15 protein-coding genes are annotated in these 15,857 nt (G+C 65.8%); 11 read left to right on the top strand and 4 right to left on the bottom strand.

The window, feature by feature from the left end; translation table 11 throughout:
- The first annotated feature begins 102 nt into the window (after nt 1-102).
- Both DV027_RS10220 and DV027_RS10215 read left to right on the top strand, forming a co-directional pair.
- Nucleotides 103-1,263, top strand: coding sequence for a hypothetical protein (locus tag DV027_RS10220; protein ID WP_242621836.1), 1,161 nt, complete (start codon nt 103-105; stop codon nt 1,261-1,263).
- 43 nt (nt 1,264-1,306) lie between these two features.
- The gene (locus DV027_RS10215) at nt 1,307-2,386 is read left to right on the top strand and encodes a glycosyltransferase family 4 protein (protein ID WP_130731704.1); all 1,080 of its coding nucleotides are present in this window, start codon (nt 1,307-1,309) and stop codon (nt 2,384-2,386) included.
- A gap of 127 nt (nt 2,387-2,513) precedes the next feature.
- On the opposite strand, the gene kdsA is transcribed toward DV027_RS10215, so the two are convergent.
- From kdsA to tpiA, 4 genes are all read right to left on the bottom strand, one after another.
- A complete protein-coding gene (gene kdsA / locus DV027_RS10210; RefSeq protein ID WP_130731703.1) occupies nt 2,514-3,362 on the bottom strand; it encodes a 3-deoxy-8-phosphooctulonate synthase in 849 nt (282 codons plus the stop codon).
- A complete protein-coding gene (locus tag DV027_RS10205) occupies nt 3,359-4,993 on the bottom strand; it encodes a CTP synthase (RefSeq protein WP_130731702.1) in 1,635 nt (544 codons plus the stop codon). Before DV027_RS10205 ends, kdsA begins: the two co-directional genes overlap by 4 nt.
- 130 nt (nt 4,994-5,123) lie before the next feature.
- Nucleotides 5,124-5,420, bottom strand: a complete 297-nt coding sequence (secG, locus tag DV027_RS10200) for a preprotein translocase subunit SecG (RefSeq protein WP_130731701.1) — start codon at nt 5,418-5,420, stop codon at nt 5,124-5,126.
- Nucleotides 5,421-5,457: 37 nt separating this feature from the next.
- Entirely contained in the window at nt 5,458-6,201 is a 744-nt protein-coding gene (gene tpiA / locus DV027_RS10195) for a triose-phosphate isomerase (protein WP_130731700.1), read from the bottom strand.
- On the opposite strand from tpiA, the gene DV027_RS17550 reads away from it, so the two are divergent.
- The 9 genes from DV027_RS17550 to DV027_RS10155 all read left to right on the top strand — a co-directional run bounded on the left by DV027_RS17550 (nt 6,200) and on the right by DV027_RS10155 (nt 15,856).
- Nucleotides 6,200-6,361 carry a hypothetical protein gene (locus DV027_RS17550; protein ID WP_165399162.1) on the top strand — a complete coding sequence of 54 codons (162 nt, stop codon included), beginning with the start codon at nt 6,200-6,202 and terminating at the stop codon, nt 6,359-6,361. The two genes, tpiA and DV027_RS17550, sit on opposite strands and share 2 nt — an antisense overlap.
- Nucleotides 6,362-6,462: 101 nt before the next feature.
- Nucleotides 6,463-8,397, top strand: coding sequence for a peptidylprolyl isomerase (locus DV027_RS10190; protein WP_130731699.1), 1,935 nt, complete (start codon nt 6,463-6,465; stop codon nt 8,395-8,397).
- A complete protein-coding gene (gene trpE / locus DV027_RS10185) occupies nt 8,394-9,959 on the top strand; it encodes an anthranilate synthase component I (RefSeq protein ID WP_130731698.1) in 1,566 nt (521 codons plus the stop codon). The genes DV027_RS10190 and trpE overlap by 4 nt, the downstream gene beginning before the upstream one ends.
- 101 nt (nt 9,960-10,060) lie before the next feature.
- Nucleotides 10,061-10,657, top strand: a complete 597-nt coding sequence (locus tag DV027_RS10180) for an anthranilate synthase component II (protein WP_130731721.1) — start codon at nt 10,061-10,063, stop codon at nt 10,655-10,657.
- Between the two features lie 6 nt (nt 10,658-10,663).
- Nucleotides 10,664-11,998, top strand: coding sequence for an anthranilate phosphoribosyltransferase (gene trpD / locus DV027_RS10175; protein WP_130731697.1), 1,335 nt, complete (start codon nt 10,664-10,666; stop codon nt 11,996-11,998).
- Between the two features lie 18 nt (nt 11,999-12,016).
- Nucleotides 12,017-12,910, top strand: a complete 894-nt coding sequence (gene trpC, locus DV027_RS10170) for an indole-3-glycerol phosphate synthase TrpC (protein ID WP_130731720.1) — start codon at nt 12,017-12,019, stop codon at nt 12,908-12,910.
- Nucleotides 12,907-13,398 (top strand): cyclic pyranopterin monophosphate synthase MoaC, encoded by a 492-nt coding sequence (gene moaC / locus DV027_RS10165; RefSeq protein ID WP_130731696.1) that lies wholly within the window; start codon nt 12,907-12,909, stop codon nt 13,396-13,398. Before trpC ends, moaC begins: the two co-directional genes overlap by 4 nt.
- Before the next feature lie 135 nt (nt 13,399-13,533).
- Nucleotides 13,534-14,493 (top strand): pyruvate dehydrogenase (acetyl-transferring) E1 component subunit alpha, encoded by a 960-nt coding sequence (pdhA, locus tag DV027_RS10160; RefSeq protein ID WP_242621841.1) that lies wholly within the window; start codon nt 13,534-13,536, stop codon nt 14,491-14,493.
- Nucleotides 14,494-14,500: 7 nt separating this feature from the next.
- Nucleotides 14,501-15,856, top strand: coding sequence for a pyruvate dehydrogenase complex E1 component subunit beta (locus DV027_RS10155; RefSeq protein ID WP_130731694.1), 1,356 nt, complete (start codon nt 14,501-14,503; stop codon nt 15,854-15,856).
- Nucleotide 15,857: the final 1 nt, after the last annotated feature.

Here is a 15,857-nt window from a genome sequence, read left to right as displayed (position 1 = left end):
TCTCCCCCGTTGCCGGAGATGCTAAAAGCGGCCAAGGCCATGATCCGCGGCTCTTTATCGCGGTAAAAAACCGACATAGTTACAGGCATGACATTGCATGGCATGAAGATCGGCTTTCTGTTCAACCACGACTGTATCCACCAGGTTTCGCATACGGCCCCCATCATCTGCCAGCTGGTTGCATTGGGGCAGGATGTTACGGTCATTACCTCATCGGTGGAGCAGGAGGCGCATGTACGCCGCACGGTCGGTGCCTGCGCGCATGATGTGACCTTCGTGCGCATCGACATCAGCCTGCTTGCGCGCGCCGTCAACGTGGTGGCCCGTTCCTTCCTGCCGTTCCGCCGCATTGCCAACCTGCGCGAGAATATCCGCCTGTTCTCCCGCTTTGACGCGCTGGTGGTGCCCGAGACCACATCGGCCCTGCTCAAGAGCCATTTCCGGCTCGATATCAAGCTGATCTACTTCCCCCACGGCGCGGGCGACCGCTCCATCGGCTTTCGCGACGTGACGCGGTTTTTCGACCTGGTGCTGCTGCCCGGTGAAAAGACGCGTGAGCGCATGCAGGCTAAAGGCCTCATTCGCCCCGATGCGCATTCCGTGGTTGGCTACCCCAAATTCGATATCGTTGACCTGTCCAGGCGCCGCCGGTTTTTTGATAACGACCGCCCGACCGTGCTGTACAACCCGCATTTCGATCCCGTCCTGTCCTCATGGTGGGACATGGGGCTTGAGGTGCTGGACTGGTTTGCGCGGCAGGATGACTACAACCTGATCTTTGCGCCCCATGTCATGCTGTTCAGGCGCAACCTGCATACATCGGTCGAGCACCGCAGGCTGCGCCTGCGCCGGATGATACCGCAGAAAATCCGCAACCTGTCGCATATCCTGATCGATACCGGCAGCGCCAACTCGGTCGACATGTCCTATGTGTGCGGGGCCGATATCTACCTCGGTGATGTCAGCAGCCAGATCTATGAATGGATCTACCAGCCGCGGCCATGCATCTTCCTCAATTCGCACAAGGCCCGGTGGCGCGACAATCCCAGCTATGCCCACTGGAACATGGGGCAGGTGATCGACCGGGTGGATGAACTGCCCCATGCGCTTGCCGTAGCGCAGGCGCAGCAGGCCCTTTATGGCCCCCGCCAGCAGGAGGCATTTGCCGCCACCTTCCATACCGTGCCCGATGAGAGTGCCGCCAGCCGCGCCGCCCGGGACATTGTGTATTTCCTCTCGCATGGTAAAACATCCGCCGCCTGAAAGCTGAGAGAACCCATGACCGTCGGTGTGGGAGGAGAGGGTCATGCGGATCGCCTATGTCATCAACACGTTCGAGGGTGGTGGCGCTGCCCTGCCCATACCCGATATCGTGGAGGTGTGCCGCGCCAACGGGCACAGTGTCGAGGTCGCCGCTCTCTCCCCGCGCAATGGGCGCGCCATGCCCGCCCTGCGCAAGGCCGGGCTTGAGCCGGTCGTGCTGGCCGAGGATACGTCATCTCCCGCGCTGATGCTGCACCGGCTTGATGCCTGGGTGCGCAAGGTGCAGCCAACCCATATCTGGACATCGCTCACCCGTGCCACCCTGCTCGGGCAGCTTGTGGGGCTGCGCCAGGGCATTCCGGTGGTGAGCTGGCAGCACAACGCCTTTCTCAAGCCTGCCAACCTCGCCCTGCTGCGGCTCATGCGCAACCGCAGCCGGTTATGGGTGGGCGATTCAGGCTACGTGACCGAACTGACCCGCCAGCGGCTCGCCCTGCCTGCCGACCGGGTCATGTCATGGCCCATCTTCCGCATTGATCCTGATCTGGCACCCGCCGCGCCGTGGCGGGCGGGCGAGGTGGTACAGATCGGCTCGCTGGGGCGGCTTGATCCATCCAAGGGGTATGACGTGCTGTTCCGCGCGCTGCTGGCCCTGCGTGATGTGCCCGGCCTGCCGCCCTACAAGGTCACCATAGGCGGCGAGGGGGCAGAGCATGCGCGGCTTCAGGGCTTCTGCCAGCGCCACGGGCTGGATCAGGTGCACTTCGCGGGTTATGTCGAGGATACGGCGGCGTTCCTGCGGGACTGCCATCTCTATGTTCAGCCCTCGCGGCAGGAAGGGTTCTGCATTGCCGCCCACGAGGCGATGAACACGGGCCTGCCGGTGCTGGGCAGCACCGTGGGCGAGATGACGCATTCCATTACCGAAGGGGTCAGCGGCTGGCATGTCCGCCCCCGCCGCCCGCATGAACTGGCAGGCAAGCTCGAGCAGGCCCTGCGCCAGCCCGAACGCCTTGCGCCCATGGGGCGGGCGGCGCGGGCCTATGTGGCGCAGCATTTCAGCCCGGCGGCCTTCATGCAGGCAGGGAGTGCGGTGTTGCAGCGCATGGCGGCGCTGGCATAGCGCCCTTAATCGGCTAAAAGCGAAAAAGTAAAAGTTTTTGGGTGCCGCCTTTTTTAAAGGCGGCGTTCTTCTGAAGCGTTTTGAAAAAAAGCTTCAGAAGAAACTTCTTTTTGTCAGGGTCGGGCGGTCAGAGGATCTCATCTGGCGGGGTCTGCTTGGTCAACCGGTCATAGCGCAGCAGGGTGCCCAGTAGTTCTTCCATGGCCGAGAGCGGCAGCATGGTCGCACCATCGCTCGGGGCCGTGTCGGGGTCGGGATGGGTCTCGATAAACAGGCCCGCCACGCCAATGGCCAAGGCCGCGCGCGCCAGGATGGGCGCGAACACGCGCTGCCCGCCCGAGGCCGAACCCAGGCCGCCGGGCTGCTGCACCGAATGCGTGGCATCATAGATTACAGGGTAACCCGTGCCCGCCATGATGGGCAGGGCCCGCATGTCATTGACCAGCGTGTTGTAGCCAAACGATGTGCCGCGCTCGCACAGCATGATGCGTTCGTTACCGGTCGAGGCGACCTTGGCCGCCACGTTCGCCATGTCCCACGGGGCAAGGAACTGCCCCTTTTTTATGTTGATGGCAGCCCCGGTCTGGCCTGCGGCCAGCAACAGGTCAGTCTGGCGGCACAGGAAGGCGGGGATCTGGAGCACATCGGCCACTTCGGCCACGGGCGCGCACTGGTCTGGCTGGTGCACGTCGGTCAGGACCGGCAGGCCAAAACGTGCACGCACCTGCGAGAGGATATCAAGCCCCTGCGCCATGCCCACGCCCCGCGCCCCGTTGAGGGAGGTGCGGTTGGCCTTGTCGAACGAGCTTTTATAGATCAGCCCGATGCCGAGGCGCTTCGCCATGCCCTGCAGGGCATCGGCCACCTCGGTCGCATGCTGGACGGACTCGATCTGGCACGGCCCTGCGATCAGCACGAACGGATGTTCGTTGCCAACGGCAAGCGTGCCGATATCGACCGTGGTGTGCGCTGTCATCGCTTGGCCGCCGCGTGCGCCACCGCCGCCTTGATGAAGCCGGAGAACAGCGGGTGCGGGTCAAACGGCTTGGAGAGCAGCTCGGGGTGGTACTGCACCGCGATGAACCACGGGTGGTCGGGGTATTCCACCACTTCGGGCAGGATATCGTCAGGTGACATGCCCGAAAAGCGCAGGCCGGTCTTTTCCAGCTGCTCGCGGTAATGCACGTTCACCTCGTAGCGGTGGCGATGGCGCTCGCGGATGTCGGTGCGGCCATAGGTCTCGGCTGCGCGCGAGCCTTCGGCCAGCTTCGCGGGGTAGGCGCCAAGGCGCATGGTGCCCCCCAACTCGCCGCCCTCGCGCCGGCGCAGCAGTTCGTTGCCGCGCGCCCATTCGGTCATCAGGCCCACGACCGGCTGGTCCGTCGGGCCGAATTCGGTCGAGGACGCATCGGGAATGCCCGCAAGGTTGCGCGCGCATTCCACCACCGCCATCTGCATGCCAAAGCATATGCCCATGAAGGGAATGTTGTTCTCGCGCGCATAGCGCACGGCGCGGATCTTGCCCTCCGATCCGCGCTCGCCAAACCCGCCGGGCACCAGAATGGCGTCGCTGCGGGCCAGGATGTTCACCGCATCGTCCGATTTCTCGAAGCTTTCAGCCTCGACCCAGTTCAGCCGCACGCGCGCACGGTTGGCAATGCCACCATGCTGCAATGCTTCGATCAGCGATTTGTAGCTGTCGAGCAGGGCGGTGTATTTGCCCACCACCGTCACCACCACCTCGCGGTCGGGGTGGCGCACGGCGTCAACGATCTTCTCCCACCGCGACAGGTCGGGGGCGGTATCGGTCGGCAGGCCGAAATGGTGCAGCACCTCGGTGTCCATGCCCTCGGCATGATACGAGATGGGGCAGGCATAGATCGTGTCCACATCGCGCGCGGCAATGACGGCCTGCGGGCGCACGTTGCAGAAATTGGCGATCTTGCGGCGCTCGTTTTCCGGTATTTCCCGGTCCGAGCGGCAGACCAGCATCTGCGGCTGGATGCCCACGTTCTGCAGTTCCTTGACCGAATGCTGCGTGGGCTTGGTTTTCAGCTCGCCCGCAGCCGCAATCCAGGGCAGCAGGGTGAGGTGGATGAACATCGTCTGGTCAGGTGCGAGGTCATTGCGCAGCTGCCGGATGGATTCAAGGAAGGGCAGGCTCTCGATATCGCCCACCGTGCCGCCGATCTCGACCAGCACAAAGTCAAGGTCCTCGGTATCCGCCACGATCGTTTCCTTGATCGAGTCGGTAATGTGGGGAATGACCTGCACGGTCGCACCAAGGTAATCGCCACGCCGCTCGCGTGCGATCACGCCGGAATAGATCTGACCCGTGGTGGCATTATCCGCCTTGGTGGCGGGCACGCCGGTAAAGCGCTCATAATGCCCGAGGTCGAGATCCGTCTCGGCACCGTCGTCGGTCACGAAGACCTCGCCGTGCTGGTAGGGGCTCATCGTCCCCGGATCGACATTGAGGTAGGGGTCAAGCTTGCGCAAACGGACCCGATAGCCACGGGTCTGGAGCAGGGCAGCAAGGGCAGCCGAAGCGATGCCTTTGCCAAGGGAGGACACCACGCCGCCGGTGATGAATACAAACCGCGTCATGGATGGCCTTCCTACACTGGTTGCAGCCCACGCGCAAAGCCTACCTGCGGGCTGAGTGAAAAAATAAAAAAGCCCCCGCCCCACACAAAGTGGGGCGGGGGGCTTGACCCTTGCCCAGAGGGGGGCGGGCTTACTTGCCTGCTGCGGGGGCCGAAGGCGCGGGCGGCTGGGCCAGGATATCGTGGCCAACCCCGCTCGAGGCGCCACGGTTCATGACCGCGAGCGTGAGCGAGAGCACCATGAACGCCGTGCCGAGCACCGCCGTCGAGCGGGTGAGCAGCGTTGCCGTGCCGCGACCGGACATGAAGGAGCCCATGCCCTGCGAGCCGCCGATTCCAAGCCCGCCACCCTCGCTGCGCTGGATCAGGATGGTGCCGATCAGCGCGATGGTGACGAACAGGTGCAGTAGAAGAAGAACTGTAATCATGCGTCTTTCCAGTAGATCCCCGCAGGCCGCGCGGCAATCACGATGCGCGGGCGGCGCGGACAAGCGGCACGAAGGACTCGGCCTTCAGGCTGGCATTGCCCACCAGCGCCCCGTCAACGTGTTCGACAGGCAGGATATCGGTGACATTGCGTGCGTTAACGGACCCACCATAAAGGATTCGGATCGTTTTGCCAGCTTCACCGAACTGGCGCACCAGTTCGGCGCGGATGAAGGCGGACATATCGGCAATATCCTGCTGGGATGCAGCCTGCCCGGTGCCGATGGCCCAGATCGGCTCATACGCCACGATGCCGGTAAAGCCCTGCGGCAGCGAGCCCTCGAGCTGCCAGCCCACGGTGGCCTGCGAATCCCCCGAGGAGCGCTGGTCGTCGTTCTCGCCCACGCACACGATGGGGGTGAGGCCGGCGGCCATGGCGGCGACCGCCTTCTCGCGCACCGTCTCGTCAAGCTCATGGTGCTCGGCGCGCCGCTCGGAATGGCCAAGGATGACATACTGCACCCCGAGGTCGACCAGCATGGGGGCGGAAATGTCGCCGGTATGCGCGCCCGAGGCGTCCTTGTGGCAGTCCTGCGCGCCCAGGGCGATGCCTGCCGCCTTGAGGCCGGGCGCAAGGCGGGCAAGCTGCGTAAAGGGCGGGCAGACCACCACGTCGGCGCGGGTGGGCAGGGCGGCCAGTTCCGTGGCCAGCCCCGCCACCAGCGCATCCGCCTCCGCGCTCAGGCCGTTCATCTTCCAGTTGCCAACAATGATCTGTTTCATGTTTCCCCTCCTGGCCATGGCCCGGTCGTGCGGCCTGCGGGCGGCACGGGGCATGGCGATGATGGCGGCAAGCCTACACCACGGCTGCGGTGGCGTTGCAACCCGCGCGTGGCACAACCGGCCCGCCTGCACGCTAGCGCTGGTCAAACCGCCCCCGTGACCGTATGGTGCCCGACCGGAAAACAGGGCCGCCCGCACGGCGTACGGGGTGCGCGGGTCTGATCCGTCCGCCTTTATCTTGGTCCTGGTGCAGGGTTTTTCATGCTGTCTTTTCTGTATCGCGTGTTTGTCGATTCATGGGTGGGGCGTATCGTCGCCGGGCTGTTCTTCCTGGCCTTCATCGGGTTTGGCGTGGGCGACGTGCTGCTCAACATCGGCACCGAGCGCGCTGACGTGGCCGCCCGCGTGGGCAACCGCCCCATACTGGTGCAGACCTACCAGAACGCGTTGCAGACCGAGATGCCGCAGGTGGCGCAGTCCATGCACCTGGCCGACCCCTCGCAAATTCCCCCCGCCACGCGCGAGCAGGTGGCCCAGCAGGTGCTCGGCCGCCTCATGCTGCAGGCCGAGATTGCGGAGGCTGCGGACCGTCACGGCCTGATCGTGCCCGATTCCGTGGTGCGTGACGAGATCTTCTCCATCCCCGCCTTCAAGGGGCGCGATGGCCAGTTCGACCGTGCCCTGTTCAATGACCGCCTGCGCCGCACCGGCATGACCGAGGGCCGCCTGATCGAGCTGGTGCAGCAGGAGCAGGCCTCGCGTGTGCTGCTCCAGCCGATTCGTGATGGTGTGGCCGCGCCCGACGTGATGGTGCGCCGCGTATTCGACTTCGAGGCCCAGACCCGCACCATCGACCTCGTGCGCGTGCCCTTTGCCGCGCAGGACGTGACCGCCACCCCCACGGCCGCCCAGCTTGCCCGCTACCAGGCCAACCACCCGTGGGAATTCACCGTGCCGGAATACCGCCATGCCCGCATCGTGGTGCTGTCGGCCGATACGATTGGCCAGCGGCTTGATATTACCGATGCCGACCTGCACCAGGCCTACGAGGCGCAGGCCCAGACCTTCAACCAGCCCGAGCGGCGGACCGTGCAGATCGTGACCGTGCCGACCGAGGACCGCGCAAAGGCGCTCGCCGCGCAGTGGACGGATGGCGGCGCCTGGGCCAGCGTGCAGAAAAACGCGGGCAAGGACGCGGCGGCGGTGGAACTGCCGGGCATCAAGGTGGGTGATGTGCCCTCGGCCACTCTGGGCAGGCAGATTTTCGCCGCCCCGACCGATGCAACGCAGGGCCCCGTCAAGAGCGAGGGCGGCTGGGTGGTCTTTCGCGTGACGGCCATCAATGCCGCCCATTCCACACCCTTTGACGAGGTGAAGCAGGCCCTGCACGACAAGCTCGCGCATGACCGCGCCCAGGCGCTGCTGGCCGACCACGTGCAGAAGCTGCAGGATGCGATTGCAGGCGGCGGGCTTGATGCCATTCCCACCGATCTGGCCGCCACCGCCGTCTCGGGCGATCTGGATGCGCAGGGCCTGACCCATGAGGGCACGCCCGCCCCCATTCCCGGCAGCGACGCCGCCCGGCAGGCGATCATCGCGCGCGTGTTCTCGCAGGCCAAGGGGGCGAACCCCGAGCTGGTGCAGGGGCCTGATGGCGTGTGGTATGCCGTGGCGGTTGATGGCGTAACGCCGGGCCATGCGCAGACCCTGGCCGAGGCCGGGCCGAAGGTTGCCGCCGCATGGCAGGCGGCGGCCCGTCGCCACATGGCCGACCAGCAGGCCACCGCCTATTACACGCAGGCGGCAGGGCAGGGCGGGCTTGGCCATGTCACCCCCGCCATTGCCGGGCTTGAGCACAGCCAGCCGATCTCGCCCATGCAGCCCGCGCCCGAAATCCCGCGTGAGGTGGCGGCCCTGATCTTCCGCCTGTCGCAGCCGGGGCAGAGTGTCATGACGCAGGCGGGCGATGCGTATGTCGTGGCCACGCTCACCGCCATCAACCACCCCGATCCCGCCACCCAGAAAAACCTGTATGACCAGGTGCGTGCCGGGCTGGGCCAGTCGATGGGCGATGATATTGAAATGAGCTATGGCGCGGCCCTTGAAGGCATCGTCAAGCCCAAGCCCAATAACGGTGCCATTCAGGCGGTGATGGCGGAAGTGACCGGCCAGCAGAACGCGGGAGCAGCACAGTGAGCACACAGGCAGCCTCCTCCGCTTCCCCTCTCCACCAGGTCGCGCGCGACGCGGCGCTGGCCAGCCTGCGGGCGGGCCAGGCCAGCGTGGCGTGGCGCATCGAGCCTGCCGACCTGCTCACGCCGGTCGCGGCCTTCCTGCGGCTGGCAAAGCTGGCGCGCAGCCATGGCGGCGGCAATGGCGGGCATAACGCTTTCCTGCTTGAAAGCGTCGAAGGGGGCACCTCGCGCGGGCGCTATTCGGTCATCGGCCTGCTGCCCGACCTGATCTGGCGCTGCCATGACGGCCGGGCCAGCGTGTGCCATGACCCGGCCGCGCCCAGGCATGTCTTCACGCCCGAGGCCGAGGCCCCGCTGGTCTCGCTCCGGCGCATCCTGCATGAAAGCCGCATCGACCTGCCCGAGGGCCTGCCGCCCATGACCGGCGGCGTGTTCGGCTACCTTGGCTATGACATGGTGCGCCAGGTCGAGCACCTGCCCGACATGCCCGCCGATGACCTGAACCTGCCCGAGGGCATCCTGATCCGCCCGGGCCTGTTCGCCATATTCGACACCGTGCGGGATGAACTGCTGCTGGCAAGCCCGCTGCGCCCCCGGCCCGGTGTTGCGCCCGAGGCGATATGGGAAGAGGGGCAGGCCCGCCTGCAGCAGGCCCGCGCAGCCCTTTCCACCCCGGTGGAACTGCCCGATGCGCCTGCGGGTGCGATCGAGGCGCCGGTGCCGCAATCCACGCTGTCGCGTGAGGCGTTCTGCGATATCGTGCGCAGGTTGCAGGACTACATCGCGGCGGGGGATGCCTTCCAGATCGTGCCCAGCCAGCGCTTCAGCGCGGCCTTCACCCTGCCGCCCTTTGCGCTGTACCGTGCGTTGCGGCGCATCAATCCGGCACCTTTCCTGTTCTATCTCGACCTTGACGGGTTCAGCCTTGTCGGCTCCTCGCCCGAGATCCTGGTGCGCCTGCGCGAGGGCACCATGACCGTGCGCCCGCTGGCGGGCACCCGCCCGCGTGGCCACACCACGGCGGAGGACCTGGCGCTGGAGGAGGAACTGCTGGCCGACCCCAAGGAACGCGCCGAACACCTGATGCTGATCGACCTCGGCCGCAACGATGTGGGCCGGGTGTGCGAACTCGGTTCGGTCAGGGTGACCGAGCAGTTCGTGATCGAGCGCTTCAGCCATGTCATGCACATCTCATCCAACGTGGAGGGCACGCTGCGGCCGGGGCTCGAGGCGCTCGATGCGCTGATGGCGGGCTTTCCCGCCGGCACGCTGACGGGGGCGCCCAAGATCCGCGCCATGCAGATCATTGACGAGGTGGAGCCGACCCGCCGCGCCACCTATGCCGGGTGTATCGGCTATTTCGGCCCCGATGGCGACATGGATACCTGCATCGGCCTGCGCATGGCGGTGGTCAAGGACGGGCGGATGTACGTGCAGGCGGGCTGCGGCGTGGTGGCCGACAGCGTGCCCGAGGCGGAATACGAGGAAACCCGCCAGAAAGCCCGCGCCCTGTTCCGCGCGGCGGAGGAGGCAGTGCGTTTTGCCACGGATGACGGCGCATAAGGCGATTTGATAGCGGGGGCGTACATGATAGGATGCGCCCAGACATGCCGGGGCAGGCCGCAGGGTTTGACCCGGCCCAGCGGAAAAGCCATGATACGCCCATGATCCTCCTGATCGACAATTATGACAGTTTCACGTTCAATCTCGTCCATTACCTCGGTGATCTGGGCGAGAAATGCGATGTGTACCGTAACGATGCCATCAGCGTGGAAGAAGCCCTTGCGCTCAGGCCCGAGGCCATTGTCATCTCGCCCGGCCCCTGTTCACCCAACGAGGCCGGGATCTGCTGCGACCTGATTGCCGCCGCTGCCGGCAGGGTGCCGGTCTTTGGCGTCTGCCTTGGCCATCAGGCCATTGGCCAGGTGTTTGGCGGCAAGGTGGTGCGCGCGCCCACGCCCATGCATGGCAAGGTCTCGCCGGTCTATCATGACGGCACCGATATTTTCACCGGCCTGCCGGACCCCTTCAACGCCACCCGCTACCACAGCCTGACGGTCGATCCCGACAGCCTGCCCGATACGCTCGTCGCCACCGCCCATACAGCCGATGGCGTGATCATGGGCCTGCGCCACGCCAGCCTGCCGATCTTTGGCGTGCAGTTCCACCCCGAGAGCATCGCCTCGGAATATGGCCACGAGATCATGGCCAATTTCCTGTCCATCGCACGGGGCAGGAACACACCGCGCAAGGCCGCCTGAGCCGGCATGGGCAGCACGATGGACAACGCCCCCGAGCCGCAGGTTGCGTTCAGGGATATTCTGGCCCGTGTCGTGGGGCAGGGGGCGGTGCCGCCCGAACTGGTAAAGGCCGGGCTGGCGCAGGTGCGTGCCGGGCAGGTGGCGGAAATTCCGGCGGTTGCCTTCCTGACTGGCCTGCGCCTGCGCGGCATGCTGCAGGCCGACCCGGTGGAGCTTGAAGGTGTCATGACCGGGCGCGCGGCTGATCCTTCGGCTGCGTCCGCCACGTTCCGGGGCATTGTGGACGTGGTGCTCGAGGGCCGGGAACTGCCGCACGGGATGGCGGATGAAGCCTTCGGGCTGATCATGGACGGCGCGGTGGGCGAGGGCATGCTGGCCGCCTTCCTGACCGCGCTGCACATGCGCGGCGAGAGCGTGGGCGAGCTTGAAGCCGCGGTAAAGGCCATGCGCGCGCGCATGCTGGCGGTGCCCGGCATGCCTGATGGCGCCCTGGACGTGTGTGGCACGGGGGGCGACGGGCTGGGCACGCTCAATGTCTCGACCGCAGTGGCCTTTGTGCTGGCAGCGCTTGGCGTGCCGGTGGTCAAGCACGGCAACCGCGCCCTGTCATCACGCTCGGGGGCGACCGACGTGCTGCTGGAACTTGGCGTGCCGATGCCCGTTGGGGCTGAGCCGATCGGGCAGATGGTGGCGGCGCATAACGTGACGTTCCTGGCCGCGACAAGCCACCATCCCGCCATGCGGCATGTGGGTGCCGTGCGCCGCGCGCTGGGGTTCCGCACCATTTTCAACCTTGTCGGCCCGCTTTCCAATCCCGCCAGGGTCAGGCGGCAGCTTGTGGGCGTGTTCACGCCGCAATGGCTTGATGTCATGGTGCGCACGCTCCGCGCCCTGGGTTCCGAGCGGGTCTGGGCGGTAAGCGGGGCGTGCGGGCAGGGGCGCTTTATCGATGAACTGACCCTTGCTGGCCCCACGCAGGCCTGCGTGCTGGAAAATGGCCAGATTCACACCCTGACCATCGCGCCCGAAAGGACCGGCCTGCAACCCGCCCCCATCACGGCCATTGCAGGGGGCGCGCCCGCCCATAATGCCGCCGCCCTGCGCGCGCTGGCGGCAGGAGGGCAGGGTGCCTACCGTGATACCGTGCTGCTCAATGCAGCCGTGGCATTGCATGTGGCGGGGCGAGGGGACAATATCATGCACGGGGGCGTGATTGACTATGCCGCCCTGCGCGAGAACATCCGCCTGGCTGCGGGTGTGCTCGATAATGGCGCGGTTGCGGCCGTGCTGGAGGCTGTCCGGCAGTTCCGGGCAGACGGGCCAAACAGAGTAACAGGGTAAAACATGAACGACACGCCAATGACCCCCCCCCAGACAGGCAGTGTCCAGCCCGTGGATGTGGACAGCATCCCCGATGTTCTGGAACGTATCTGTGCACGGACCCGGGTGGACGTGGCGCAGCGTGCCAAGGTCATGCCGCTGAAGGAAATCACCGCCCGCGCGCGTGAGGTGAACACCCCGCCGCGCGGTTTTGGCCAGGCGCTGAAGCAGAAGACCGCCGACCACCAGATCGGCCTGATTGCGGAAATCAAGAAGGCCTCGCCTTCCGCCGGTATCCTGCGCCCCGACTACGAGCCCACCGTCATTGCCGAAGCCTACGAGGCGGCGGGGGCGGCGTGCATTTCCGTCCTGACCGAGGGCTCATGCTTCCACGGCAGCGCCGAGGACCTGACCCGCGTGCGCGAGGCGTGCAAGCTGCCCATCCTGCGCAAGGACTTCATCATCGACCCGTGGCAGGTGCATGAAAGCCGCCTGATGGGGGCTGACTGCATCCTGCTCATCATGGCCATCCTCACCGATGCCGAAGCCGCCGAACTGCTCGACATCGCCCGCGGCCTCGACATGGATGTGCTCGTTGAAGTGCATGATGAAGGCGAGCTCAACCGCGCGCTGGCCCTCGATACCTCGCTGATCGGCATCAACAACCGCAACCTCAAGACGCTGCAGACAGATATCGAGACCACCTGCCGCCTGGCCCCGCTGGTGCCGCCCGACCGGATCATCGTGTCAGAAAGCGGCATCCGCACGCATGCGGATGTGATGAAGCTCAACGCCGTGGGCGCATCGGGCTTCCTGGTGGGCGAGAGCCTGCTGCGGCATGAGGATGTGGGCGCCGCCGTGCACGCGCTGCTGGGCACCACCGCCCCGGCCAGCCCGGATGCGGCCGCGCCACCAGCCGAGAGCACGCCATGACCGCACCCCGCCTGTCACACCTCGATGCGGCGGGGCATGCGGTCATGGTCGATGTCTCGGCCAAGCCTGATACGCAGCGCGAGGCCGTGGCGCATGGCCACATAAAAATGCGCGCTGGAACGCTGGACCTGATCCTGGCGGGTGACATGCCCAAGGGCGATGTGCTGGCCACGGCGCGCATCGCGGGCATCATGGCCGCCAAGAGAACGGCGGAACTTATTCCGCTGTGCCACCCGCTGGCCATTTCCTCCGTCAAGGTGGAGCTTGCGCCCGACAGGGCGGGCGAGGGGATCGACATTACCGCGCGCGTGCGCACCACCGGGCCGACCGGGGTGGAGATGGAGGCGTTGACGGCAGCCTCCGTCGCGGCGCTGACGCTGTATGACATGTGCAAGGCCGTGGAGCGCGACATGGAAATCGGTCAGATCCATGTGATCCATAAATCCGGCGGCGCGTCTGGCACTTATGATCGTGCATCAGGCTGCTGATGGCACCGCAAACACCCTGTAATCGCAACGGCTGCCCTACCCTGCGCGGGTGGCGGCACGGGCACCATGAACCAAGGACGTTCGATGAGTAACGAGACCGATCCCGGCCTGGGGGGCGGGCATAACAGCCGCGCCATGACCGAAGCCGACCTGAAGCATGCCTATTACCAGATGGTGCTGATCCGCCGCTTCGAGGAGCGTTCGGGCCAGCTTTATGGCATGGGGCTGATTGGCGGGTTCTGCCACCTGTATATCGGGCAGGAAGCCGTCGTGGTCGGGATCCAGATGGAGCTCAAGCAGGGTGACAAGATCATCACCTCCTACCGCGACCACGGCCAGATGCTTGCCGCCGGCATGGACCCCCGCGGCGTGATGGCCGAGCTGACCGGCCGTGAGGGGGGCTACTCCCACGGCAAGGGCGGGTCGATGCACATGTTCTCGAGTGAGAAACACTTCTATGGCGGCCACGGCATCGTGGGCGCGCAGGTCTCGCTGGGCATCGGGCTGGCATTCGCCAACAAGTATCGTGGCACGGACGAGGTCTCGGTCACGTATTATGGCGAGGGTGCCGCCAACCAGGGCCAGGTTTACGAGAGCTTCAACCTCGCCGCCCTGCACAAGCTGCCCTGCCTGTTCGTGCTCGAGAACAACCGCTACGGCATGGGCACCAGCGTGGAGCGGGCCTCGGCCTCGAAGGCGCTGTGGCGCAATGGCGAGCCGTGGGGCATTCCGGGCATGTATGTCGACGGCATGGACGTGCAGGCCGTGCGCGCGGCCGCAGCCGAGGCCGTGGCCCATTGCCGCGCGGGCAAGGGGCCGGTGCTGCTCGAGGTCGATACCTACCGTTACCGTGGCCATTCCATGTCCGATCCGGCGAAATACCGCCAGCGCTCGGAGGTGGATGAAATCCGCAAGAACCAGGACCCCATCGACCGCGTGCGCCGCGAACTGCTGGCCATGGGCGTGGATGAACACGAACTCAAGGCCATGGACGAACAGGTCAAGGCGGTCGTGACCGATGCAGCGGCGTTTGCCCAGGCCAGTCCCGAGCCCGACCCCTCGGAGCTGTGGACTGACATACTGGTGGAAAGCTGATCTAGAGATGGCAACAGAAATACTCATGCCCGCCCTTTCCCCGACCATGAAGGAGGGGAAGGTGGCCCGCTGGCTGCGCAAGCCCGGTGATGCGATCACCGCAGGCGACGTGATTGCCGAAATCGAGACCGACAAGGCCACGATGGAAGTCGAGGCCGTTGACGAAGGCACGCTTGGCCAGATCCTGGTGCCCGAAGGCACGGAGAACGTAGCGGTCAACACGCCCATCGCGGTCCTGCTTGCCGAAGGTGAGGATGCATCCGCCATGCCGGCGGCAGCCCCCACGGCAGCGGCAAAGCCTGCGGTGGCCCAGCCCTCGTGCGCGCCGTCCGTAGCCGCGCCAGCTGCCGCCCCCGTCGCCCCGCAGCCTGAAAAGGACTGGGGCGAGACCACCGAGATCACCGTGCGCGAGGCGCTGCGTGACGCCATGGCCGCCGAACTCGCGCGCGATGAGGACGTGTTCCTGATCGGTGAGGAAGTGGCCCAGTACCAGGGGGCCTACAAGGTCTCGCAGGGGCTGCTCGACCAGTTTGGCGAGAAACGGGTGATCGACACCCCCATTACCGAGCAGGGCTTTACCGGCATGGCCATTGGCGCGGCCCTGACCGGGCTCAAGCCGATTGTCGAGTTCATGACCATGAACTTCGCCATGCAGGCCATTGACCAGATCATCAACTCGGCGGCCAAGACGCGCTACATGTCGGGCGGGCAGATGTCGTGCCCCATCGTGTTCCGTGGCCCCAATGGCGCGGCGGCCCGCGTGGGGGCCCAGCATTCGCAGTGCTATGCAAGCTGGTACGGCCATGTGCCGGGGCTGAAGGTGGTGGCACCGTGGTCGGCAGCCGATGCCAAGGGCCTGCTGCGCGCCGCCATCCGCGACCCCAACCCGGTCGTGTTCCTTGAAAACGAGATCCTGTACGGCCAGCGCTTTTCCTGCCCGGTGGATGAGGATTTCATCCTGCCCATCGGCAAGGCCAAGGTGGAGCGCGAGGGGCGTGACGTGACCATCGTCGCCTTCTCCATCATGGTGGGCGTGGCCCTTGAGGCGGCGGCAAAACTGGCCGAGCAGGGCATCGAGGCGGAGGTGATCAATCTGCGCACCATCCGCCCGCTCGATACCCAGACCGTGGTGGACAGCGTGAAAAAGACCAGCCGCCTCGTTACGGTGGAAGAAGGCTGGCCGTTTGCAGGCATCGGCGCGGAAGTGGCCATGCAGGTGATCGAGCATGCGTTCGACTACCTCGACGCGCCGCCGGTGCGCGTGGCGGGCGCCGACGTACCCATGCCGTTCGCCGCCAACCTTGAAAAGCTGGCCCTGCCCAATACGGACTGGATCATCAATGCCGTCCGGCAGGTTGTGTGAG

The organism is Komagataeibacter xylinus, from assembly GCF_004302915.1.
In the GTDB taxonomy this organism is placed as follows: domain Bacteria; phylum Pseudomonadota; class Alphaproteobacteria; order Acetobacterales; family Acetobacteraceae; genus Komagataeibacter; species Komagataeibacter xylinus_C.
This window is presented reverse-complemented; position numbering and strand designations above follow the sequence as displayed.